Here is a 21493-nt window from a genome sequence, read left to right on the forward strand (position 1 = left end):
CTTCCCCTCCCTCCCCGAATGGCTAACCCATCTCGAATCCGCCCACCCGGTCGGCATCGACATGGGCCTGGCGCGCATCACCCGCGTCAAGGAGGCCCTGGGGCTGCGCATCGATGCAGTGGTGTTCACCGTCGGCGGCACCAACGGCAAGGGCTCCACCTGCGCCATGCTGGAGCGCATCCTGCTTGAGGCGGGCTACAAGGTGGGTTGCCATACGTCGCCGCACCTGATGGCGTTCAACGAGCGTGCGCGCATCAATGGCGAGTTCGCCACCGACGCGCAGCTGTTGCCGCATTTCGAGGCGGTGGAGCGGGCGCGTACGAGCTTTGCGGATCCGGTGAGCCTGACGTATTTCGAGTTCACCACGCTGGCCATCATCCATGCGTTCGCCGCGGCGGGTTTGGATGCCATGATCCTGGAGGTTGGGCTGGGCGGCCGGCTGGATGCGGTGAATGTGATCGATACCGATTGCGCCATCGTGACCAGCGTGGACATCGACCACACAAGTTACCTGGGCGATACGCGCGAGAAGATCGGCTACGAGAAGGCGGGGATCTTCCGTCCGGGCGTGCCGGCCATCGTGGCGGATCCGGTGCCGCCGCAGTCGGTGATCGATCATGCCGAGGCGATCGGTGCGGATCTCTGGCTGGTGGGCCGGGACTTCCATCAGCAGGCTTCCAAGGGCCAGGAGCGCCAGCAGTGGGACTGGAGCAGCCGCGAGCGCAAGCTCAACGGGCTGGGCTATCCCGCGCTGCGTGGCGCCAACCAGTTGCTCAATGCTTCGGCTGCACTGGCTGCGCTGCAGGCGATGCGCTCGCGGCTGCCGGTGAGTGCGCAGGAAGTGCGCAACGGGCTCGCCTTCGTGGAGTTGCCGGGACGCTTCCAAGTGATGCCGGGGCGCCCGGCGGTGATCCTGGATGTGGCGCATAACCCGCATGCGGCTGCCACGCTTGGCCAGAACCTCGACAACATGGGCTTCTTCCGCTACACCTACGCGGTGTTCGGCGCGATGGAGGACAAGGACATCGCCGGCGTGCTGCGCCATCTGGCCGACAAGGTCGACCACTGGTGCCTGGCCGACCTGCCGACGCCGCGCGCGGCCAGCGCGGCGGACTTGCTGGAGAAGCTGGAAGAGGGCGGTTTCCATCCGGGGCCAGATGCCACTGCGGCCTGCTTTGCCAGTCCGGAGGCGGCTTACCGGGATGCCCTCGGCAGAGCGACCGAGGATGATAGAATTCTGGTCTTCGGATCGTTCTACACCGTGGCGGGCGTGATGGCATATCGCGCTACCCGGGCAAATTGAGTCGCGCGGCCGCCGGGTAGTTTTCCGGGGCTAACACCGGGGCAAATCGCCGCGCAATCTGAGCGACAATTTCAACGGCCGGTTTTACGGCCGTCGCACCGAACCAATCTATGGGCCTGCTTTCGCTGTTTTCTTCCCGCAAGGGCAACGCCCCGGCACCGGAGCGTGGGCGCCGCTCGCGTTCGGATCCGGGTGCAGGCATCGCTTCGTCGCGGCGCCTGGCCGAGGAGTATGCGGACGACACGCTCGACCCGGAGTTTCCGCAAAAGCAGCGGGCGCGCCGGCGCCTGATCGGCGCGGTGGTGCTGATGGCGGCTGCCGTCATCGTGCTGCCGATCGTCTTCGAGACCCAGCCAAGGCCGGTCGTCGACAATATTGCGGTCAAGATCGATGGTGGCCCGGGGGGCGCCGCGGGCAAGGTGAAGCCTGATGCGCGCAAGGCGGATCCGTTACCGCCCGCTCCGCAATCCAAGCTCGATAGCCAGGCGCTCGATGCCGGTGAGGAGCTGGTTGCCGATTCGGCAGCGGCCAAGCCGGCCGCTGCTGCCACCGTCGCAGCGACTGCGGCGGCGCCTGCCGAGAAAATCGCCGACAAGCCGGCCACCCCCGCGGCCAAGCCGGGCAGCGGCAAGTTCCTGGTGCTGATCGGCGCCTTTTCCTCGGAGGAGAAGGCCAAGCTCTGGCTGAGCAAGCTCAAGGCAGGCAAGGTGCCCGCCTATATCGAGAAGAAGGTGTTGGCCGACGGCGAGCGTGTGCTGCTGCGCGCCGGCCCTTTTTCGGATCGCGATGCGGCTGACGCCGCCGAGAAGCGGGTGCGCGCCGCGGGCCTGACCGCCAAGGTGATCGAACAGTAAAGCCCGGCGCGGGCTGGTTATCCCATGAGCCCCATGAGCCCCACTATCCTCATTACCCAGCCGCCGCACCGGGACACCGTATTACGCATGCAGCCGACTTTTTTCGATTACAGCGTTGTTTTCATCCTTGTCACCTCGGGCCTGATCGGCGTGCTGCGCGGGCTGGTGCGGGAAGTGTTGTCGCTGATCGGCTGGGTGGTGGCGTTCCTGGTGGCCTACCACTTCGCGGGCACTGCGGCTGGCTGGATCCCCGAATCGGTGCCCGGCGGGCAGCTGGCGCGCAGCGCACTGGGCTTCGCGGTGGTCTTCATCGGCACCGTGATCGCCGCGGCACTGGCCGGCACGGTGCTGGGCCAGTTGCTGGAGAGCACCGGGCTCAAGCCTGCCGACCGTGGCCTCGGGCTGGTGTTCGGGCTGCTGCGCGGCGCGTTGGTCGTGATGTTCGTGGTGACCGTGGCCGGGTTCACCAAGCTGCCTGAGGAAGCATTCTGGCGCGATGCGCTGTCCCGGCCCTACGTGATGCAGGCGATGGCGTCGCTGCGGCCCTGGCTGCCTCCCGAAGTCGCCAAATACGTCAAGACATGACATGAGGCCGGGCAGACCCGCCCGGCTGGTAGTACGCGGGCTCCTCCCTACAGGGCGGGGCCGCCCCCTGATTCAAACGCCTTTCCTGGGAGCTTGGCATGTGCGGTATCGTCGGTGTGGTTTCATCCACGCCCGTTAACCAATTGATTTACGACAGCCTGCTGCTGTTGCAACACCGCGGACAGGATGCAGCCGGCATCGCTACCGCAAACGGCAGCACCTTCCACATGCACAAGGCCAACGGCCTGGTGCGCGACGTGTTTCGCACGCGCAATATGCGCGGCCTGCCGGGTGCCGCCGGCATCGGCCAGGTGCGTTACCCCACCGCCGGTTCGGCCTCGAGCGAGGAAGAAGCCCAACCGTTCTACGTCAATGCGCCCTACGGCGTGATCCTGGCCCACAACGGCAACCTGACCAACTGGAAACAGTTGCACGAGGAGCTGTTCAGCCGCGACCGCCGCCACATCAACACGCACTCCGATACCGAAGTGCTGCTCAACGTGCTGGCGGACGAGCTGCAGCGCGCCAGCAGCGGCCTGGCGCTGGATCCGCCCACGATCTTCAAGGCCGTGGCCGGCATGCACCGCCGCGTGCGTGGCTCGTACGCCATCGCCGCGCAGATCGCTGGCTATGGCATGCTGGCCGTGCGCGATCCGTTCGGCATCCGTCCGTTGTGCCTGGGCAGCGTGGAAACGCCGACCGGCAAGGAGTGGATGGTGGCGTCGGAGTCGGTGGCGCTCGAAGGCATCGGCTACAAGCTCGAGCGCGACGTGGCGCCCGGCGAGGCGATCTTCATCGACCTCGACGGCAAGCTCTACACCCAGCAGTGCGCGGATAATCCCGTGCTTACGCCGTGCATCTTCGAGTACGTCTACCTGGCCCGCCCGGATTCGTGCATCGATGGCGTGCCCGTCTACGACGCGCGCCTGCGCATGGGCGATTACCTGGCCGAGAAGATCCGCCGCGAAGTCTCCGCGGGTGACATCGACGTGGTGATGCCGATTCCCGACTCCAGCCGTCCGGCCGCGATGCAGGTGGCCAACAAGCTGGGCGTGAACTATCGCGAGGGCTTCTTCAAGAACCGCTATATCGGCCGCACCTTCATCATGCCCGGCCAGGCGGTGCGCAAGAAGTCGGTGCGCCAGAAGCTCAACGCCATGGGCGTGGAGTTCAAGGGCAAGAATGTGCTGATCGTGGACGATTCCATCGTGCGCGGCACCACGTCTTTCGAGATCGTGCAGATGGCGCGCGAAGCCGGCGCCAAGAAGGTGATCTTTGCCTCGGCCGCGCCGCCGGTGAAGTTCCCCAACGTGTACGGCATTGATATGCCCACCCGCAGCGAACTGGTCGCCTACGGCCGCACGGATGAAGAAATCGCCCGCATCATCGGCGCCGACAAGCTGGTCTACCAGGACGTCGAAGCCATGAAGCAGGCCGTGCGCGACATCAACCCCAAGCTGAACGACTTCGATGCCTCGTGCTTCGATGGCCGTTACGTCACAGGGGATATCGACGAAGCCTACCTGGAGCGCCTGGAAACCGCGCGCAGCCAGGCCGATCGCGATGGCACCGGTGGCCTTGGCGATAGCGAGCGCTCGCAACTGCACTTGCAACGCTCCGGCGGCAACGAGTAAGACGGCGCACGCCCGCAATCGCCGTGATGACCGGCGTGGAGTTGACGAGAAGCGAGGCCCGGCCGTAACATTGCCGGGCGTCGATTTGATTGTCAGCTTGCGGACGCGGGTACTGCCGGAGCGATGGGTTGATCGTTGTTGTTGATCATTGCTCGCGGAACAGGAAATTGCCCGTCACAGGGAAATGCCCGAAACAGCTAAAGCGGAACGCCGGCTTCCCGGTTGTGCGCACCACAGGCACATTGGCAAGCCGGATTCCCGCCGCGGCGCGGGGCTTATCCCAACGAACACAAGCAGCCCGTCGATTCGGCCCCCGGCCAAGGATCGCACGGGCTTTTTCATTGCTGCCGCCGGCGCGCAACCGGGGCAGCCAGGCTACCACCACTTACACGGATAACCGCGCGGGTACCACCGCCTCCCCATCATGAACGAACCGCTTCCCCTCGACTCCCTCGGCATCGATACGCTTGGCGTGCGCGCCGGCACCATGCGCAGCGAGTTCATGGAGCACTCGGAGGCGATGTACCTGACCTCCAGCTTCTGCTTCAACAGCGCTGCCGAGGCCGCGGAGCGCTTCGCCAATTCGGAGTCGGGCTTCACCTACTCGCGCTTCACCAACCCCACGGTAGCGATGTTCCAGAGCCGCCTGGCGGCGCTGGAAGGCGCCGAGGCGTGCATGGCAACCGCATCCGGGATGAGCGCGATCATGTCGATCGTGATGTCTGCGATGCAAGCGGGCGATCACCTGGTCAGCTCGCGCGCCATCTTCGGCTCCACGATGACGCTGTTCTCCAACATCTTCGCCAAATTCGGCGTGGAAACCACCTTTGTGGATGGCACCGACCTGGCGGCCTGGCGCGCGGCAGTCAAGCCGAACACCAAGCTGTTCTTCCTGGAAACGCCGTCCAATCCGCTCACCGAAGTGGCCGACATCGCCGCGGTGGCGGACATTGCCCACAACGCTGGCGCGCTGCTGGTGGTCGATAACTGCTTCTGTTCGCCGGCGTTGCAGCAGCCGATGAAATTCGGCGCCGATATCGTGGTCCACTCGGCCACCAAGCATATCGACGGGCAGGGCCGCGTGCTGGGCGGCGCGGTGCTGGGCTCGCACGATTTCATCATGGGCAAGGTGTTCCCCTTCGTGCGCACGGCCGGGCCGACGCTGTCGGCATTCAACGCCTGGGTGCTGCTCAAGGGCATGGAAACGCTGGCGATCCGCATGGAGCGCCACAGCCAGAGCGCGCTGGCACTGGCCGAGTTCCTGGAGTCGCATCCGGCGGTTGCGCGCGTCTATCACCCGGCGCTGAAGTCCCACCCGCAGTACGAGGTGGCCCAGCGCCAGCAAAGCGGCGGCGGCGCCATCGTGTCGTTCGAACTCAAGGGGGATACCCCGGAGCAGCAGCGGGCCAATGCCTGGCGCGTGATCGACAACACGCGCGTGTGCTCGATCACCGGCAACCTGGGCGATACGCGCACCACCGTGACCCATCCCTACACGACCACGCATGGACGCGTCAGCCCGCAGGCCAAGGCGGCTGCGGGCATCAGCGAAGGGCTGATCCGCCTGGCTGTCGGCCTCGAATCGGTAGCGGACCTGAAGGCGGACTTGCTGCGCGGCCTGCAGGGCTAAAGCATCAGGGCGCCAAGGCGCCCGAGCGCTCAGTGCGCCGGCGCGGCGTCGTCGCTGCTGCCGGCCACGGCCTTGACCCCGGCCTTGGTCACGTCGTAGGTCGTCTCGACCACGGTCGATCCCACGCTCACTGCCGCGGAGCCAACCGTGGCCACGGTAGAGACAGCGGCACTGCCCACCGCCACAGTGGCGCCAACCACGCTGCAAGCGGCCATTGCGCCGCACAGGCTCAAAGCGGCCAACGTTGCAGCAGCGCGCATGACGCGGCTCTCCTGCGGCTCTTTCTTCGCTGGCGCGACGCGTACGTACATTGGAAATGGCATGGACACTGCTCGCGCTTGCGGGACGGTGGAGGTGATGTGGGCGGCCGGCCTCAGGTCTCCAGGTACACCGGACACCTTGCGCCGTGCCCGGCATCATACTCTCCCCAGGGCCGCTCACTACCGCTATTCGCCCGCCAGCGCCACCACCGGATCCAGCCGCGCCGCGGTGCGTGCCGGCATGTAGCCGAACACCAGCCCGGTCGCCACCGCGCAGCCGAAAGCGCCCGCCATGGCCGACACGGAAAATACCGTCGGCACGCCCGCCGCGATCAGCGCCGCTCCCACCAGCAGGCCGGCGGCGAGGCCAACCGCGCCGCCCATCACGGTGACCATGGTGGCCTCCGTCAGGAATTGCCGCAGGATGTCGCGCTGGCGCGCGCCGGCGGCCATGCGGATGCCGATCTCGCGGGTGCGCTCGCGTACGGTCATCAGCATCACGTTCATCACGCCGATGCCGCCCACCAGCAGCGATACCGCCGCGATCAGCCCCAGCATCATCGACATGCTGCGGCGTGTGGCTACCTCGGCCTGCAGGCGTGCGGCGGCATTGCCGATGGAAAAGTCCTCGCGCCCGCCGTGCCGGGCCAGCAGCAGTGCATGCATGGCCGCTTCGGCGGCATGCACCTGCGCCGACGAGGCGGCCTGCACCACGACATAGTCGGGCTGCGTCTGCGCCTGGTAGACGCGGGCGCGGCCTGCCTGGTAGGGGATGAAGACCATGTTGTCGTAGTCCTGCGCGCCAGAGTCGGCGCCGCGCTCGGCCATCACGCCGATGACCTCGAACGGCGAATTGCCGATCAGCAACTGCTGGCCGAGCGGGTTTGCCATGCCGGCGAAGAAGTGCTCGCGCGCCTTGTGGCCCAGCACCACCAGCGGCGCGAGGTTGCGGTCCTCGGCCGCAGTGTAGTAGCGGCCTTGCGCCACCTGCCAGTGATGCACTGCCGGCATTTCCTCGCTGGCGGCGAACACGTAGAGCTGGCGCTCAGCGTTGCCGCGGCGCACGGTGATGGGGTCGCCGATCACCGGCATCACGCTATGGATCGAGGGCAGCACGGCAATGGCCTCCAGGTCCTCCGGCGTCAGCTGGCCGGCGGGCCCGCCGGTGGGAGGAGGGCGGCTGCCCAGGTACATGATGGTGGTGCCCAGCGTGCCCATCTGCGCCATCACGCGCTGGCGCGCGCCTTCGCCTACGGCCAGCATCACGATCACCGACGCCACGCCAATGATGATGCCAAGCAGGGTCAGCCCGGTGCGCACGCGGTTCAGCCGCATGCCACGCCAGGCGGTGCGCGCGGCCTCGCGGATGTCGGTCAGCAGCGTGGCCCCGCCATCGGCGTGTGTCCTGCCTGGTATCTGCAATGCGGGCAATGCGGGCAACATGGGCAATGCCGGCAGGACGGCCGTGTCGCTACGCGCAGTCACTTGGGCGGCTTCTCCCGCGTTGTCGGCGACGATGCAGCCATCGCGGATCTCGATCACGCGCCTGGCCTGCGCCGCCACGCCGCGGTCGTGGGTAATGAGGATCACCGTGTGTCCGGCAGCGGCCAGCTCACGCAGCAGCGCCATGACCTGCGCGCCGCTGTTGCTGTCGAGCGCACCGGTAGGCTCGTCGGCCAGGATGATGCGTCCGCCGTTCATCAGCGCGCGTGCGATCGACACGCGCTGCTGCTGGCCGCCGGACAACTGGCTGGGGCGATGGTGAAGCTTGTCCTCCATGCCCAGGCGCGTGAGCAGCGCGGCCGCGCGCGCGGCGCGCCCAGCCTCGGGCAGTCCGGCGTAGACGGCCGGCACCTGCACGTTCTCGCTGGCGGAGTCGGTGGCGACCAGATGGTATCCCTGGAACACGAAGCCGAATGCCTCGCGCCGCAGCCAGGCGAGCGCATCGGCATCCAGGCTGGCCACATCGTGCCCGTTGAAGTGATAGGTGCCCGCGCTGGGCCGGTCCAGGCAGCCCAGCAGATGCATCAGCGTGGACTTGCCCGAGCCGGAAGCACCGACGATGGCGACAAACTCGCCGGCATGGATGTCCAGGTCGATGCCGTGCAGCACCTCAACTGCGGGCGGCTGGTTGCCGTGCGCGGCGCTGCCTCTGCCGGCGCCGCCGTAGCGCTTGCGTACGCCGCGCAGCGAAATCAGCGGCGGCCCGTTCGCGCTGTTCGTGCCGGTTATGCTGCTGTCGATGTCGGCGGTGCTCACCATTTCAGCCACCGCACACCGTCGCGATCGCGCTCGCCGGTGACCAGCCGGTCGCCGTCACGCAGGCCCTCGCGCACCTCGGCCAGATGGCGGCTGCGCACCCCGACGCGCACGCGGCGCGCCTGCGGCGTGCCGTTCGCATCGAGCACGCGCGCCGCAAAGATGCCGGGCGCGTCCTCGCTGGCCGTCAGCGCCGCCAGCGGCACGGAGACGACGTTGCGCGCGTGCGCGGCGACGAAGGACACCTGTGCCGTCATCTGCGGCATCAGCGCGCCGTCCGCGTTGTCGACATCAAACAGCACGGTGTAGACCACCGCCTTGGTGGCCGCGGCGGCGGCATTGCCTTCGCCGCTGGCTGCCGCGTTGGCCCCCTTGGGCGGGGCCGGCAGCACCTGGCGCACGGCGCCGGTCCAGCGGCGTGGCGACCCTTGGTCGTTGCTGCCCAGCGTGGTGAAGTACACCGGCATGCCGGGCCGCACGCGCGCGATATCGGCCTCGGACACCTCGGTCCATACCGTCATGCCGGATAGGTCGGCAATGCGCAGCACGTTAGGGGTTTGATAGGTGGCGTTGAGGGTCTGGCCCTCGCGCGCCTCGACGGACACCACCGTGCCGCCCATCGGCGCGTAGACGCGCGTATAGCCCAGGCGCGCTTGCTCGGCACGCTGCGAGGCCTGGGTCTCGGCAATCTGCGCACGCAGCCGGTCGAGCTTGGCCGCGGCGGAGTCGAAGGCAGCTTCGGCAACCTGCAGGTCTTCGTCGCGGGTGGCGCCGTCGGCAGCCATGGCCTTCTGACGCGCCAGTTGCCGGCCCGCCAGCCGGTGCTGCGCCAACTGGTCGGCCAGCTGCGCGCGCAGTCCCGCGAGCGCGGCACGGCCGCCATCCACCGTGGCGCGCTGCACGCTCGGGTCGATCTCCAGCAGCAGGCTGCCCTTGTCGACCACCGCGCCGGGCTGCGCGTGCAGGCGCAGGATCTGCCCGGAGACCTGGGCGCCCACGTCCACATAGCGGCGCGGCTGCAGTGTGCCGATGGCATTGACGATGGCCTCGACGTCGCCGCGCGCCACCGGCACGGTGACGTAGTCGACGGCCGGGCGCTGCGCCATCCACAGCGCGCTGGCGGCGCCGGCGACCAGCAGCACGAGCGCGCCGCGCCGAAGCGCGCGCGGGGAGGGGCGCAAGCGGTGGGTGCGGTTCACGGTGCTGTCTCCAGGCAGTTGTTGGTGGCGTGCGGCACGTCCAGGCGAGCGAGGGCGGCGCAGCGCCAGTCATGGCGCCTGCCGTGGTGGTCGCGGTAATGGAGGGAATGGAGGTCTAGCGATGTGTTGCCTGCCGGCATAAGCTGCTCACCTGCGCGATGGAATGACGATCTAAACGATAATCGTTCGCATTGTAGCAGGGTGCACGATCAGCAACACAAGCCGTAGGGCAACATAAACAGAACGGAAGGCGCGGGTGGCTTGTCAGCCCGTCCCGCGGCAGGATGCATGTCCGGCACGGGCGCTTGCGGTAGTCCTTCCCTTTGCCGCAACCTCAGCGCAGCAGCCGCCGGCGCAGCAGCATCAGCGCCACCACCAGCGCCACGGCAGCGTAGGCGCCGAGCACGATCAGGTGCAGCACCAGGTTCTCGACCGGGCGCCCCAGCATGATGGGGCGGATCAACGCCACCGCATGCGCTAGCGGCAGCACCTGGGTGGCGGCCTGCGCGCCCGCGGGCAATTGCTCCAGCGGGAAGAAAACGCCAGAGAGCAGCAGCATCGGCGTCATCACCAGCGTCTGGTAGAACATGAAAAAGTCGTAGCTGGGCGCCAGCGCCGTGACGATCATGGCCAGGCTGGCAAACGCGATGCCCGCCAGCACGATCACGGGCAGCGCCAGCAACGCGCCCGGCAACTGCGCATAACCCAGCGCGCCGGCCACCAGCATGATGGCCATGCCAGACAGCACCGCCTTGCTAGCGGCCCACATGATCTCGCCCAGCACCACGTCGCCGAGTGTCAGCGGCGCATGCATGATGGCCTCCCAGGTGCGCTGCACATGCATGCGCGAGAAGGCGGAATACATCGACTCGAAGCTCGCCGACATCATCACGCTGGACGCCGTGGTGCCGGCTGCGAGAAAGGCGATGTAGGACACGCCGTTGACCTGTCCCACCAGCAGGCCGAGTCCGAGGCCAAGCCCGAACAGGTAAATCATCGGGTCGGCCAGGTTGCCGATCATCGAGGGAATCGCCAGCTTCTTCCACACCATGAAGTTGCGGTACCAGACCATGGTCCAGTTGCGCATGTTCATCGGCAGCAGCGGCTGCGGGTAATGCTGCCGCGGCGCGGCGCCCGGGTGCGCCGCGGTGGCGGCGGCCGGCGCGACGGTGGGGCGGGGGTCTTGTTCGCTCATGTTCATTCCGTAGTCGGTCTGGCCTCAGTCCCGCATCTCGCGGCCGGTCAGCTTGAGGAAGACGTCTTCCAGGTTGGCAGGGCGGTGCAGGTAACGCACGCCGCTGCGGCCGTGCAGCGCCGCCAGCAACGGCGCGGGCTCCTTGACGTAGCAAAACAGCGTCTCGCCGCTCATCTCGGTGCGCGTCGCAAGCGGGTGCAGCTCGCCGCGCAGGGGCTCCAGGTTGTCGCCATACACTTCCACCACGTCGCAGCCGATCTGGCTGTCGATCAGTTCATGTGGCTTGCCTTCGGCGATCTTGCGGCCGCTGTCGATCACGCACAGGTAGTTGCACAGGCGCTCGGCTTCTTCCATGAAGTGCGTGGTCAGCAGGATGGTCTTGCCGTTGGCCAGCAGCGACTTCAGGCGCTCCCAGATCAGGTGGCGCGCCTGCGGGTCCAGCCCGGTGGTGGGCTCGTCCATCACCAGCAGGTCGGGGTCGTTGATCAAGGCGCGTGCCACCGTCAGGCGCCGGCGCATGCCGCCCGACAGGTCTCTGACCTGTGCCTTGGCACGGCTCTCCAGCCGCGCGAATTCCAGCAGCGCCGGCACGCGCGCCTCGATCACGGCGCGCTCCAGGCCGAAGTAACGGCCAAAGATGCGCAGATTCTCCACCACGGTGAAATCGGGATCGAGGTTATCGAACTGCGGCACCACGCCCACCCGCATGCGGGCCTGCGGCGCACGTTGTGGAATCGGCTCGCCGCACAGCGTGAGCGTGCCGGACGCCGGCGTGGTCAGTCCCAGCAGCAAACGCAGCGTGGTGGTCTTGCCGGCACCGTTGGGGCCCAGCAGGCCGAAGCACTGGCCGCGTTGCACGCTCAGGCTGAGATCGTCGACCACGACGGTGTCGCCGTATTGCTTGCTTACATTGCGTAGTTCAAGAATGGCAGTCAAGGCAGGGACGGGAGTTGGGCGCGCCGCGGGCGCAATATCCATCATTATGCAGGCAGCTGCGCGGATGCTCTGTGGCGCGCTGCAGCAAGAATTCGCGGATGCGGTTATCTTGCTGGTTCGCGTCGGGGCGCGCATGCCGGCAAACGTTGCTGCGTGCATGGGACACAAAAAAAGCAGATCAGAGCGGATCATGGAGACAAAGCAGATGAGTGCGCAAGACACGTTGGCACAGTGGCAGGAAGCGGAACGACTGGCGCGCGCCAGGCTGGGAGGCCCGGGCGTGGCGACGCTCGCGCAGTTGAGCGAACGTGCCGGGCTGCAGTTCTTCGAGGACATGCTGGCCGGCAAGCTGCCCGGTGCGCCGATTGCGCAACTGATGGACTTCTTCCCGGTGGAGTTCGACGCGGGACGCTTCGTCTTCCAGGGCACACCCGGCCCGCAGCACTACAACCCGATCGGCAGCGTGCACGGGGGCTATGCTGCGACCTTGCTCGATTCCTGCGTGGGTTGCGCTGTCCACACCATGCTGTCGCCCGGCAAGGGCTACACCACCCTGGAGCTGAAGGTGAACTACGTGCGCCCGCTGACCGCCAAGACCGGCCCGATTCGCGCGGAGGGCAAGGTCATCAGCCTGACCACGCAGATCGGGATTGCCGAGGGCCGCATCGTCGACACGCAGGGCAAGCTCTACGCTTACGCCACTACCACCTGTCTGGTTTTTCCGATGCCGGCTGGTTGATACGTGGCAGGGCCGGCGCCCCTGTCACCGGCAAGCCGCGTTGCTTATACTGATGCGCCACCCGCAGGGTGCCCAATCAATGAAACCTGGAGTCGCAATGTCATTCGAACACTGGCTGGCTTTTGTGTTGACAAGTATCGTCGTCCTGATCATTCCCGGCCCGACCATCCTGCTGGTGATCGGCGATGCGCTTGCTCATCGTGGCCGCTCCGCCTATGCCACCGTGGCTGGCGTTGCCGCGGGCGACCTGACCGCGTTCACGCTGTCGATGGCCGGCCTCGGCGCGGTGCTGGCCACCTCGGCGGCCTTGTTCACGGCGTTGAAGTGGGCCGGTGCGGCTTACCTCGTCTACCTGGGCATCCAGGCCTTGCGCGGCGCCTCGCGTGCCGGCGCCATGGCGGTCACGGCACAGTCGGGGAGCAGCCGCCAGCGCTTTGCCAAGGCATGGCTGGTCACCGCGCTCAATCCCAAGAGCATCGTGTTCTTCGTGGCCTTCGTGCCGCAGTTCCTTGACGCGCGCCTGGCCTTCTGGCCGCAGGCCGTGGTGCTGATTCCCACCTTCGTGGTCATGGCGAGCGCCAACGCCGCTGTCTACGCGCTGCTGGCGCGCGCGCTGGCCAAGCGCCTTACCACACAGCGTGCCCAGGCCAATGTACAGCGCGCGGGCGGCATCACGTTGATTGGCGCGGGCGCGCTGATTGCGGTGCGCAGCTGACGCAGGGGGAGTTGCTGGCCAATCGGGCCGCCACGCATCGTGCGGCCTGTTATCTTGCCAGTCGCAGCGGCAAGTGCCGTAGCTTTAACGCGAGACAATGCGGCAGCAGCGCATACGCGCGTCTGGAGCCATTAAATGACGAAGAGAGGAGTAAAAGTGCTGGCTGTGTCGCACACAAAGGGCGAACGCAAGCATAGCGCCGGCCGCGCTCGGTCCGATTGGAGCGATGGGCAGGGCGGTATCAGGGCCGGTCGGCGGTTGTCAGGCCACGAAGGGCCGGACATCCGACGGCGCCGCTAAAACAAGAAAATCCGCCAGGCAATGACTGGCGGATTTATACGGCCTGCGGCAGAAACGCGTCGAAGCGCGCTCGCCGCTTGCTGTGCCGAATCAGTACATCTTCTTCGGCAACATCTGCATGCGCAGGCGTTTGCGAAGGCGCGATTCCGCGGCTTTCTTCTTGCGCTTGCGCTCGGTCGTGGGCTTCTCGTAAGCGGTACGGCTCTTGAGTTCAACGATCAGGCCGGTCTGGAGGATGGCCCGACGGAAACGCCGCATTGCAACTTCAACGGGCTCACCTGGTTTCAAGACGATCTTAGTCAATTCTGTCCTTTAGCATTGCCGCAAAGCGGCGGGTTCAAACGGGGGAAACATTGGCCGCTTCAGGACCCTTCTTGCCCTGTTGCGACTGGTATTGCACTCGCTGGTTATCTTGCAGCGGAGCACCCCCGCGAACCTGAGAGATGTGGACGAACAAGTCCTTGCCACCAGCGTCCGGGGTGATGAAGCCAAAACCCTTCTGGGCGTTGAAGAACTTGACGGTACCAGTTTCCATGGAAAAATCCTTTTTTGAGCGCAAAGAATGCGCCCACTTGCTTTTACACGTTTACGTAAACGCTGTCAAGAAAGCGCGCCGGAAAAGCTATGCAAATCCGTCAAGGTGGCGTATAGTACGCCCCTCTGACGCGGGGTGGAGCAGTTGGCAGCTCGTCGGGCTCATAACCCGAAGGTCGCAGGTTCAAGTCCTGCCTCCGCAACCAGACCGTATTCTACTAAAAAGCCTGCCCGGAGTCCCGGCAGGCTTTTTGTTTTGTTGCGCGGGCAGCTTCCGTCACTACCGCGCCATCACTGCGCCGCCAGACCGGAAAACGCCATCGCCAGCCAGCCGGCGCAGGCGCAGGCGGCCATCCACGCAAGCAGCACGGTAACGATCGTCGACCATTTCATGGGGGGCGGCTCCTCAACTCGCCGGCTTGCCGGGCATGGCGGGCTCGTCCATGCTTGGCAAGCTGATCACGAAGCGCGCGCCGCCTTCGCTGCTGCTGTCCAGCCTGACTTGGCCGCCATGCAGCAGCGCGATGCGCCGCACAATGGCCAGCCCCAGGCCGAACCCCCCGGTATGACGGTTGCGGCTGGAATCGGGCCTGTGGAAGGGCTCGAAAATGCGGGCGCGCTCCTCTGGCGCAATGCCGGGGCCATCGTCCTCCACCGTCAGGGTCAAGGTGCCTGCCGCGTCGGTCTCGGCGTGCAGGTGGATGGCGCTGCGCGCGTAGCGGGTGGCGTTGCGGCAGAGGTTGAGCAGCGCCCGCGCCGCCAGGCGTGGATCGCAGACGTGGTGGGGCGCAGGGCCGCTGGCGTAGGCCGAGAGCGTGAGCTTGTTATCCGCCACCTCATCGGCCACGCTGGCCGCGACACTGTCGATCAGCTCACTCACTGATACGCGCATCAGCATCATCGGCGCCGCGCCTTGCTCGAGCTGGCCTAGCGTCAGCAGCTCGGTGACCAGCTCGTCGAGCTCGCGCACGTCGCGGCGCAAGTCCTCCAGCCGCAATACCTGGCGCGCCTGTTCCGCTTCGCCAGTGCCGGCCGACTGCAGCAGCGCGATGCCGAACTCCAGCCGTGCGATCGGCGTCTTCAGCTCGTGCGAGATGCCGTGCATCATTTCGCGCTGGTGCACGATCGAGGCTTCAATCTGTTCGGCCATCTCATTGAATTGCCTGGCGAGTGCGGAGATGTTGGAGCGCCGGGGCAGGTTGGCCCGGGTCGACAGCTTGCCGTTGCCGAAATCCCTTGCCGCCTGCTGCAGCTTGTCCAGGTCGCGCCAGTGGTACCACACCCAGGCGATGATCGACAGCAAGGTGGCAAGGGCGATCAAGCCGTAGGCCAGCACCGAGATGTTGGTGTGGTCGTCTTCCACGCTGTACGCGTGCAGGATCTGGCCATCGCGCAGCGGCAGGTAGTAGTGCTTGGCGTCCTGGCTTAGCACCAGTTTGCCGGTGGCAAGGTCGCTGCGCTGCTGTGCATCGAGATGCGTCAGGCTGGCGGCGTCGACCAGGTCAAACGTCTCGCGCGAGTGTTCTTGCAGGATGGAAAGCGCGGCTTCGCGCTCGGGACCCTGTTGCGGCCCGAGGAATTGGGAGAGCGTAAAGGCATAACCCTTGCGGCTTTCGCGTTCGGTCTCGGTGAAATGTTCATGGAACAGCGGGATAAACGTGTTGTCGATGACAGTCACCGCGCCGGCCGCTGCCAGGATCACCAGCAGATAGAGCTTGAGTAGCGAGCGGACCATTCATTCCTCCCATGCCGACGGGCTGAACAGGTAGCCGCGGCCCCAGATGGTCTTGATCTTGTGCGGCTCGGGCGAGGCATCCTCGAAGCGGCGGCGCAGCCGCGAGATGCCGGAGTCGACGGTGCGGTCGATGCCATCGAACTCGATGCCGCGCAATGCCTTGAGGATGTCGTCGCGGCTCAGCACGGTGCCGGCGGCGCGCGCCAGGATCAGCAGCAGGTTGAACTCGGTGGTCTTCAGGTCCACCTCTTGCCCGCGCCATGTCACCTGCCGGTTCGGCGGCGAGATCACCAGTGCGCCGAATACCAGCTCATGGCCCCGCTGCGCGGGCGTGGCGGTCTCGGCAACCCGCTCTGCGGCGGCACGCCGTAGCAGGGCGCGGGCGCGCGCCACCAGCAGCCTTGGCTCGATGGGCTTGACCACATAGTCGTCGGCGCCGATCTCCAGCCCTGCCACCTGGTCATACGTATCGACGCGCGCAGTCAGGATCAGCACGGGCACGCGCGAGAAAGCGCGAATGCCGCGGCACACCTCCATGCCATCCATATGCGGCAGCATCAGGTCGAGGATGACCAGCGCCGGACGCAGGGCCTGGACGGCGGCCACCGCGATATCGCCGCGCCGCACCACCTCCACCACGAATTCGTAGTTGCCCAGATACTCGCTGACAAGCTGTGCGAGGCGATCATCGTCCTCGACCAGTAACACCTTGTACTTGGCCATGGTATCGCTCATGACAGGGCTCCCCGGGGCAGAAAAATGCCGATTCTATCCGGCGAACGACTTGTATTGGGTGCCGGAGACGCTTCAAGACAAATTTGCACAATTGAACAAGATTTCGCGCGATTTCAGGACAGACAGCCCGGCGCGCCATCCTTAATCTGCGTGCTTCGACATCAAGGCGGAGCATCCGTGCAAGAGCAAACAAGAGATCAGGGGGGCGCGGCAAGGTTGCCGGCAGCGTGCAAAGGCGGGCTTCTCGTGGCCGCGCTGGCGAGCCTGTGCCCGGCAGCGCATGCGCAAAGCACCTATTCCGTCGGCCTGGCCGCCGGCGCCGCACCGCGCTATGCGGGAAGCCGCGACTACCGGGCTGTCGGCGCGCCTGTGCTACGCGCCGACTTCGGCAACGGCGCCTTCATCGATATGCTGCAAGGCGCTGGCTATACCTACAAGTTCGGCAATGGCATGTTTGCCACCGCCTCGCTCGGCTACGCGCTGGGCCGTACCGACAAGAATCGCGTGGACCTGCCTGGCTCCAATCACCTGAAGGGCATGGGTGATATCCGGGGCTCGCTGATGGGCGCGTTTCAGCTCGGCGCGCGCGTGTACGGCGACGCCACATTGAGCGTGACGCTGGACGCGCCGCTGACGCATCGCGAACGCGGGCTGAGCGGACACATTGACCTGGTCGTGCCGGTGATCCAGTCGGGCGCGCACATCGTGACGCTCGGTCAGAGCGTGCACTACGGCTCGGGCCGCTACATGCAGACCCTGTTCGGCGTGACCGACGCGCAGGCCGCCAACAGTGCCTTCAGCGCGTATGCACCCAAGGCCGGCTTTGATGCCGCGACGCTGTCGCTCGCATGGAACTACACCCTCTCCAAGGAATGGTCGGTGCGCACCCTGGTTGCTACGACACGCCTGCTGGGAGATGCAGCGAAAAGCCCGATCGTGCAGACCAAGCAGTCGTACTTCGGCATGAGCTCGATCAACTATACGTTCTGAGGAGAACGCCATGATGTGGGATTGGCACGCCAGCCTGCCCGCGCAGGATCTCGCCGCCCGTGCGCATGCCTGCGGCACGCGCCTGCCCGGCGTCGACTCCTTGCTGCTGACCGGCGCTACCGGCTTTATCGGCGGCAATGTGATGGTGGCTGCCATCAACGCCGGCCTGGCGCGGCGCTTGCTCTGCCTGGTGCGCGGCGTGGATGCCGCAGATGCACTGGCTCGCCTGCGCGAGAATGCCATCCAGTGCGGCCTGTTGCGCAGCCGGGTGGACTGGCTCACCGAGGACAACATATTGCTTGGCGTGCTGGACAGCGATTTTTCGCCTGCCGCGCAGGCGCGCATTGCTGGCGTCACCCATGTCATCAACTGCGCCGCGATGGCCTCGTTCTCCGCCGATGCGCAGGTCACGCGCATCAACGTGCAAGATACGTTGCGCTTCGCCTCGCGCTTCGCGGGCAGCGCAACCTTGCAGCGCTTCATTCATGTCGGCACCGCGATGGCTTGCGGCACGCAGCGCGGGCCGAGGATTGCCGAGCGGGATGCTGGCCATGGCGGCGCCAGCGATCTCAGCCACCTGGTGCCCTACACGCGTAGCAAGCAGGAAGTGGAGGTGCTGCTGCGCAACAGCTTCCCCGACCTGCCGCTCGTGGTGGCGCGTCCCTCCATCGTGGTGGGGCATACCGTGCTGGGCACGCAGCCTTCAGCTAGTATCTTCTGGCTCTTCCGGATCATCCACCAGTCGCGCCGCTACACCGCGGGCCCGCATACCCGCATCGACGTGATCGCGGTGGACGACTGCGCGCGGGCGCTGCTGCGGCTCGCGGTCAAGCCCGAACTAGCCTTCGATGCCTACCATCTCTCGGCCGGCGCGCGCGCGCCCACCATCGCGCAGGTGATCGCCGCCATGGACGAGGCGGTCTCGATCGATGGCGAGCCCGCCTACCGCAGGTGCCCGGCCAGCGAACTGCCTGCGCTGGCGAGTGACGTGGCGCGCAAGGAGCGCAACAGCAACCGGCGCCTGATCGAGCGCGCGCTGCGGCTGTACTCGGGCTTCGCCGAGCTTGGCTATGTCTTCGATAACGGGCGCATCCGGGAGGAGATCGATTTCGAGCCCTTGTCGATCACGGACTATGTCAGCGAATGCATGCGCACGTCGCGCGGCGTTGGCATCCTCGAGCAGATGAGCTGGGATTTCAAGTCATGATGGGCATGCGCTGCGCCTCGGCCGCTTGCGTCGTCATCGGCCGAGGCATGGTGCTGGATGCCCGGCCCGCACGCCGCGCGGCCTGAAGCTGGACGATGCTGCCGTCGCGGGGCTGCTGCGGCTGGCGCGGTGCATGCGGTGGATGGCACTGGCATGCGGTGTCGTTCAGCGTTGCTGGGCCACATGCCGAAGCGTTCCTTGCCTATTCGCAGTCGTCGGACCCGGCGTCGCCGCATGCAGCCGACCAAGCCGAGCGTTTTTCCGACAAGCGCTGGATTGCCCTGCCATTTACCGACGCGCAGATCAACGCCGACCCTGGCTTCAGCGAGAGGCAGATCGCGCAATGAAGGGGCCCCCGCTCGCGGCGCGCCTGCCCACCTGGCACTGGCGCGGACGTGATGTTGGCGGTACTTGTTGCCGGCGCACGAGCTGGGGCGAGGCAGGCCGGCGCTGGCCGTGCCGGCCCGGCGAGCCGCGCCTGGCGTACCTTACGATGCGGCGCCTGTAGAAGTGTTACTCTTTTGAGTGATGCCTACCAGGAGATCACCGTGAGCCGCAAAACCCCCATCGAGCGCTATCGGAACATCGGTATCAGCGCGCACATCGACGCCGGCAAGACCACCACCACCGAACGCATCCTCTTCTACACCGGGGTCAACCACAAGATCGGCGAAGTCCACGACGGCGCGGCCACCATGGATTGGATGGAGCAGGAGCAGGAGCGCGGCATCACCATTACCTCGGCCGCCACCACGGCGTTCTGGAAGGGGATGGCCGGCAATTATCCTGAGCATCGCATCAATATCATCGACACCCCCGGGCACGTGGATTTCACGATCGAGGTGGAGCGCTCGATGCGCGTGCTCGACGGTGCCTGCATGGTCTATGACGCGGTGGGTGGCGTGCAGCCGCAGTCGGAAACGGTCTGGCGCCAGGCCAACAAATACAAGGTGCCGCGCATCGCCTTTGTCAACAAGATGGACCGCGTCGGCGCGGACTTCTTCCGGGTGCGCTCGCAGATTGCCGAGCGGCTAAAGGGCACGCCGGTGCCGGTCCAGATACCGATTGGCGCCGAGGAAGGCTTCCAGGGTGTGATCGACCTGGTCAAGATGAAGGCGACCGTCTGGGACGACACCAGCCAGGGGCTGCACTTCGAATACCGCGAGGTGCCGCCCGAACTGCTGGAGCTGGCCAGGGAATGGCGCGAGAAGATGGTCGAGGCCGCGGCGGAAGCCAGCGATGAGCTGCTGCACAAGTACCTCGGCGGCGAGCCGCTGACGGAGGACGAGATCAGGGCCGCGCTGCGCAAGCGCACCGTTGCCAACGAGATCGTGCCGATGCTGTGCGGCAGCGCGTTCAAGAACAAGGGCGTGCAGACGCTGCTCGATGCGGTGATCGACTACCTGCCGTCGCCGGCGGACGTGCCCGCGATTCTCGGCCATACCGAGGACGACAAGGAGGCCGAGCGCCATCCCAGTGACGACGAGCCATTCTCTGCGCTGGCCTTCAAGATCATGACCGATCCCTTCGTCGGGCAGTTGATCTTCTTCCGCGTCTACTCGGGCGTGGTGAACTCCGGCGACACGGTCTACAACCCGGTCAAGGAAAAGAAGGAGCGGCTGGGACGGATCCTGCAGATGCACGCCAATGTGCGCAGCGAAATCAAGGAAGTGCGCGCTGGCGACATTGCCGCGGCGGTAGGGCTGAAAGAGGCCACCACCGGTGACACGCTATGCGATCCCGATCACGTGATCATCCTCGAACGCATGAGCTTCCCGGACCCGGTGATCTCGCAGGCGGTCGAGCCCAAGACCAAGGCCGACCAGGAGAAGATGGGCCTGGCGCTGAATCGCCTGGCGCAGGAAGACCCTTCGTTCCGCGTGCATACCGACGAGGAGTCGGGCCAGACCATCATCTCTGGCATGGGCGAGCTTCACCTGGAAATCCTGGTGGATCGCATGCGCCGCGAGTTTGGCGTGGAGGCCTCGGTCGGCAAGCCGCAGGTGGCTTACCGCGAGACCATCAAGCAGGGGGTGAAGGACATCGAAGGCAAGTTCGTCAAGCAGTCCGGTGGGCGCGGCCAGTACGGCCACGTGGTGCTCGATCTGGCGCCGCAGGCGCCGGGCAAGGGCTATGAGTTCGTCGATGCCATCAAGGGCGGCGTGGTGCCGCGCGAGTTCATTCCCGCAGTGGACAAGGGCATCCGCGAAACGCTGGCGTCGGGCGTGCTGGCCGGCTATCCGGTGGTGGACGTCAAGGCTACGCTGGTGTTCGGCTCCTATCACGATGTCGACTCCAACGAGAATGCCTTTCGCATGGCCGGCTCGATGGCGTTCAAGGATGGCATGCGCCGCGCCAAGCCGATCCTGCTTGAGCCGATGATGGCAGTGGAGGTGGAGACGCCCGAGGAATTCACTGGCAACGTGATGGGCGACCTGTCGTCGCGCCGGGGCATCGTGCACGGCATGGAGGACATCGCTGGCGGTGGCGGCAAGTCGGTGCGCGCAGAAGTGCCGCTGGCCACCATGTTCGGCTACTCGACCTCGCTGCGGTCACTGACCCAGGGGCGCGCCACCTACACCATGGAGTTCAAGCACTACACGGAAGCCCCGGCGAGCGTGGCCGAGGCAGTCATCAACAGCCGGCACACGCGCTAGCGTGCATGGAATGGCCGGGCAGGGAA

General features: G+C 66.2%; 20 protein-coding genes and 1 tRNA gene. 12 read left to right on the plus strand and 9 right to left on the minus strand.

All coding sequences use genetic code 11. The annotated features are described in order from the left end of the window. The 5 genes from folC to AC1RWI_RS29530 form a co-directional block, all read left to right on the plus strand. Positions 1 to 1303: bifunctional tetrahydrofolate synthase/dihydrofolate synthase (gene folC, locus AC1RWI_RS29510; RefSeq protein WP_492870088.1), on the plus strand; the 1303-nt coding region annotated here is incomplete at its 5' end. A 110-nt stretch (positions 1304 to 1413) separates the two neighbouring features. Beyond that, positions 1414 to 2157, plus strand: coding sequence for an SPOR domain-containing protein (locus AC1RWI_RS29515; protein WP_150983122.1), 744 nt, complete (start codon positions 1414 to 1416; stop codon positions 2155 to 2157). Positions 2158 to 2244: 87 nt separating this feature from the next. Beyond that, complete coding sequence (locus AC1RWI_RS29520) at positions 2245 to 2742, plus strand: CvpA family protein (RefSeq protein ID WP_492870095.1); 498 nt, start codon at positions 2245 to 2247, stop codon at positions 2740 to 2742. Positions 2743 to 2840: 98 nt separating this feature from the next. Continuing rightward, on the plus strand, positions 2841 to 4376 hold the full coding sequence (gene purF / locus AC1RWI_RS29525) for an amidophosphoribosyltransferase (RefSeq protein ID WP_043347975.1): 1536 nt from the start codon (positions 2841 to 2843) through the stop codon (positions 4374 to 4376). Between the two features lie 424 nt (positions 4377 to 4800). Further along, positions 4801 to 6006, plus strand: a complete 1206-nt coding sequence (locus AC1RWI_RS29530; RefSeq protein ID WP_043347974.1) for an O-succinylhomoserine sulfhydrylase — start codon at positions 4801 to 4803, stop codon at positions 6004 to 6006. A gap of 29 nt (positions 6007 to 6035) precedes the next feature. On the opposite strand, the gene AC1RWI_RS29535 is transcribed toward AC1RWI_RS29530, so the two are convergent. From AC1RWI_RS29535 to nodI, 5 genes are all read right to left on the minus strand, one after another. Beyond that, entirely contained in the window at positions 6036 to 6266 is a 231-nt protein-coding gene (locus AC1RWI_RS29535; RefSeq protein WP_043352117.1) for a hypothetical protein, read from the minus strand. A 186-nt stretch (positions 6267 to 6452) separates the two neighbouring features. Continuing rightward, entirely contained in the window at positions 6453 to 8528 is a 2076-nt protein-coding gene (locus AC1RWI_RS29540) for an ABC transporter permease (protein WP_492870089.1), read from the minus strand. Then, positions 8522 to 9631 carry an efflux RND transporter periplasmic adaptor subunit gene (locus AC1RWI_RS29545; protein ID WP_492870096.1) on the minus strand — a complete coding sequence of 370 codons (1110 nt, stop codon included), beginning with the start codon at positions 9629 to 9631 and terminating at the stop codon, positions 8522 to 8524. Before AC1RWI_RS29545 ends, AC1RWI_RS29540 begins: the two co-directional genes overlap by 7 nt. 427 nt (positions 9632 to 10058) lie before the next feature. Next, positions 10059 to 10925: an ABC transporter permease gene (locus AC1RWI_RS29550; protein ID WP_419188862.1), complete on the minus strand. Its 867-nt coding sequence runs from the start codon at positions 10923 to 10925 to the stop codon at positions 10059 to 10061. An 18-nt stretch (positions 10926 to 10943) separates the two neighbouring features. Beyond that, positions 10944 to 11855: a nodulation factor ABC transporter ATP-binding protein NodI gene (gene nodI, locus AC1RWI_RS29555; RefSeq protein ID WP_043352110.1), complete on the minus strand. Its 912-nt coding sequence runs from the start codon at positions 11853 to 11855 to the stop codon at positions 10944 to 10946. 205 nt (positions 11856 to 12060) lie between these two features. On the opposite strand from nodI, the gene AC1RWI_RS29560 reads away from it, so the two are divergent. Both AC1RWI_RS29560 and AC1RWI_RS29565 read left to right on the plus strand, forming a co-directional pair. Further along, entirely contained in the window at positions 12061 to 12594 is a 534-nt protein-coding gene (locus AC1RWI_RS29560; protein WP_492870090.1) for a PaaI family thioesterase, read from the plus strand. A 97-nt stretch (positions 12595 to 12691) separates the two neighbouring features. Continuing rightward, positions 12692 to 13309: a LysE family translocator gene (locus tag AC1RWI_RS29565; RefSeq protein ID WP_043347971.1), complete on the plus strand. Its 618-nt coding sequence runs from the start codon at positions 12692 to 12694 to the stop codon at positions 13307 to 13309. Positions 13310 to 13699: 390 nt separating this feature from the next. Here AC1RWI_RS29565 and rpsU read toward each other — a convergent pair whose 3' ends face one another. Then, positions 13700 to 13912: a 30S ribosomal protein S21 gene (gene rpsU / locus AC1RWI_RS29570; RefSeq protein ID WP_006158571.1), complete on the minus strand. Its 213-nt coding sequence runs from the start codon at positions 13910 to 13912 to the stop codon at positions 13700 to 13702. 34 nt (positions 13913 to 13946) lie between these two features. Beyond that, entirely contained in the window at positions 13947 to 14144 is a 198-nt protein-coding gene (locus tag AC1RWI_RS29575) for a cold-shock protein (protein ID WP_006158572.1), read from the minus strand. A gap of 129 nt (positions 14145 to 14273) precedes the next feature. Between AC1RWI_RS29575 and AC1RWI_RS29580 the strand changes: the two genes are divergently transcribed. Continuing rightward, positions 14274 to 14349: transfer RNA gene (locus tag AC1RWI_RS29580), tRNA-Met, on the plus strand. Between the two features lie 200 nt (positions 14350 to 14549). Here the strand turns inward: AC1RWI_RS29580 and AC1RWI_RS29585 are convergent. Next, a complete protein-coding gene (locus AC1RWI_RS29585; RefSeq protein WP_043347967.1) occupies positions 14550 to 15878 on the minus strand; it encodes an ATP-binding protein in 1329 nt (442 codons plus the stop codon). Then, positions 15879 to 16613, minus strand: a complete 735-nt coding sequence (locus AC1RWI_RS29590) for a response regulator (protein ID WP_043347964.1) — start codon at positions 16611 to 16613, stop codon at positions 15879 to 15881. A 246-nt stretch (positions 16614 to 16859) separates the two neighbouring features. Here AC1RWI_RS29590 and AC1RWI_RS29595 point away from each other — a divergent pair, with 246 nt between their 5' ends. The 4 genes from AC1RWI_RS29595 to fusA all read left to right on the plus strand — a co-directional run bounded on the left by AC1RWI_RS29595 (position 16860) and on the right by fusA (position 21467). After that, positions 16860 to 17603 carry a MipA/OmpV family protein gene (locus AC1RWI_RS29595; protein ID WP_043347963.1) on the plus strand — a complete coding sequence of 248 codons (744 nt, stop codon included), beginning with the start codon at positions 16860 to 16862 and terminating at the stop codon, positions 17601 to 17603. 10 nt (positions 17604 to 17613) lie between these two features. Then, the gene (locus AC1RWI_RS29600) at positions 17614 to 18810 is read left to right on the plus strand and encodes an SDR family oxidoreductase (protein ID WP_052494628.1); all 1197 of its coding nucleotides are present in this window, start codon (positions 17614 to 17616) and stop codon (positions 18808 to 18810) included. 95 nt (positions 18811 to 18905) lie between these two features. After that, the gene (locus AC1RWI_RS29605) at positions 18906 to 19157 is read left to right on the plus strand and encodes a penicillin acylase family protein (protein WP_043347961.1); all 252 of its coding nucleotides are present in this window, start codon (positions 18906 to 18908) and stop codon (positions 19155 to 19157) included. A gap of 201 nt (positions 19158 to 19358) precedes the next feature. After that, positions 19359 to 21467, plus strand: coding sequence for an elongation factor G (gene fusA / locus AC1RWI_RS29610; protein ID WP_043352101.1), 2109 nt, complete (start codon positions 19359 to 19361; stop codon positions 21465 to 21467). The last annotated feature ends 26 nt before the right edge of the window (positions 21468 to 21493 follow it).

Source organism: Cupriavidus sp. MPR-AND1C (genome assembly GCF_058809705.1).

Bases quoted from the DNA above. Each gene is read 5' to 3' on its own strand.
- AC1RWI_RS29535 (WP_043352117.1), bottom strand. From the start codon at position 6,266: ATGCGCGCTGCTGCAACGTTGGCCGCTTTGAGCCTGTGCGGCGCAATG.
- AC1RWI_RS29565 (WP_043347971.1), top strand. From the start codon at position 12,692: ATGTCATTCGAACACTGGCTGGCTTTTGTGTTGACAAGTATCGTCGTC.
- AC1RWI_RS29590 (WP_043347964.1), bottom strand. From the start codon at position 16,613: ATGAGCGATACCATGGCCAAGTACAAGGTGTTACTGGTCGAGGACGAT.
- AC1RWI_RS29600 (WP_052494628.1), top strand. From the start codon at position 17,614: ATGATGTGGGATTGGCACGCCAGCCTGCCCGCGCAGGATCTCGCCGCC.
- AC1RWI_RS29605 (WP_043347961.1), top strand. From the start codon at position 18,906: ATGCTGCCGTCGCGGGGCTGCTGCGGCTGGCGCGGTGCATGCGGTGGA.
- AC1RWI_RS29515 (WP_150983122.1), top strand. From the start codon at position 1,414: ATGGGCCTGCTTTCGCTGTTTTCTTCCCGCAAGGGCAACGCCCCGGCA.
- AC1RWI_RS29585 (WP_043347967.1), bottom strand. From the start codon at position 15,878: ATGGTCCGCTCGCTACTCAAGCTCTATCTGCTGGTGATCCTGGCAGCG.
- AC1RWI_RS29560 (WP_492870090.1), top strand. From the start codon at position 12,061: ATGAGTGCGCAAGACACGTTGGCACAGTGGCAGGAAGCGGAACGACTG.
- AC1RWI_RS29520 (WP_492870095.1), top strand. From the start codon at position 2,245: ATGCAGCCGACTTTTTTCGATTACAGCGTTGTTTTCATCCTTGTCACC.
- AC1RWI_RS29550 (WP_419188862.1), bottom strand. From the start codon at position 10,925: ATGAACATGAGCGAACAAGACCCCCGCCCCACCGTCGCGCCGGCCGCC.
- AC1RWI_RS29540 (WP_492870089.1), bottom strand. From the start codon at position 8,528: ATGGTGAGCACCGCCGACATCGACAGCAGCATAACCGGCACGAACAGC.
- AC1RWI_RS29575 (WP_006158572.1), bottom strand. From the start codon at position 14,144: ATGGAAACTGGTACCGTCAAGTTCTTCAACGCCCAGAAGGGTTTTGGC.
- purF (WP_043347975.1), top strand. From the start codon at position 2,841: ATGTGCGGTATCGTCGGTGTGGTTTCATCCACGCCCGTTAACCAATTG.
- AC1RWI_RS29545 (WP_492870096.1), bottom strand. From the start codon at position 9,631: ATGGCGCAGCGCCCGGCCGTCGACTACGTCACCGTGCCGGTGGCGCGC.
- AC1RWI_RS29530 (WP_043347974.1), top strand. From the start codon at position 4,801: ATGAACGAACCGCTTCCCCTCGACTCCCTCGGCATCGATACGCTTGGC.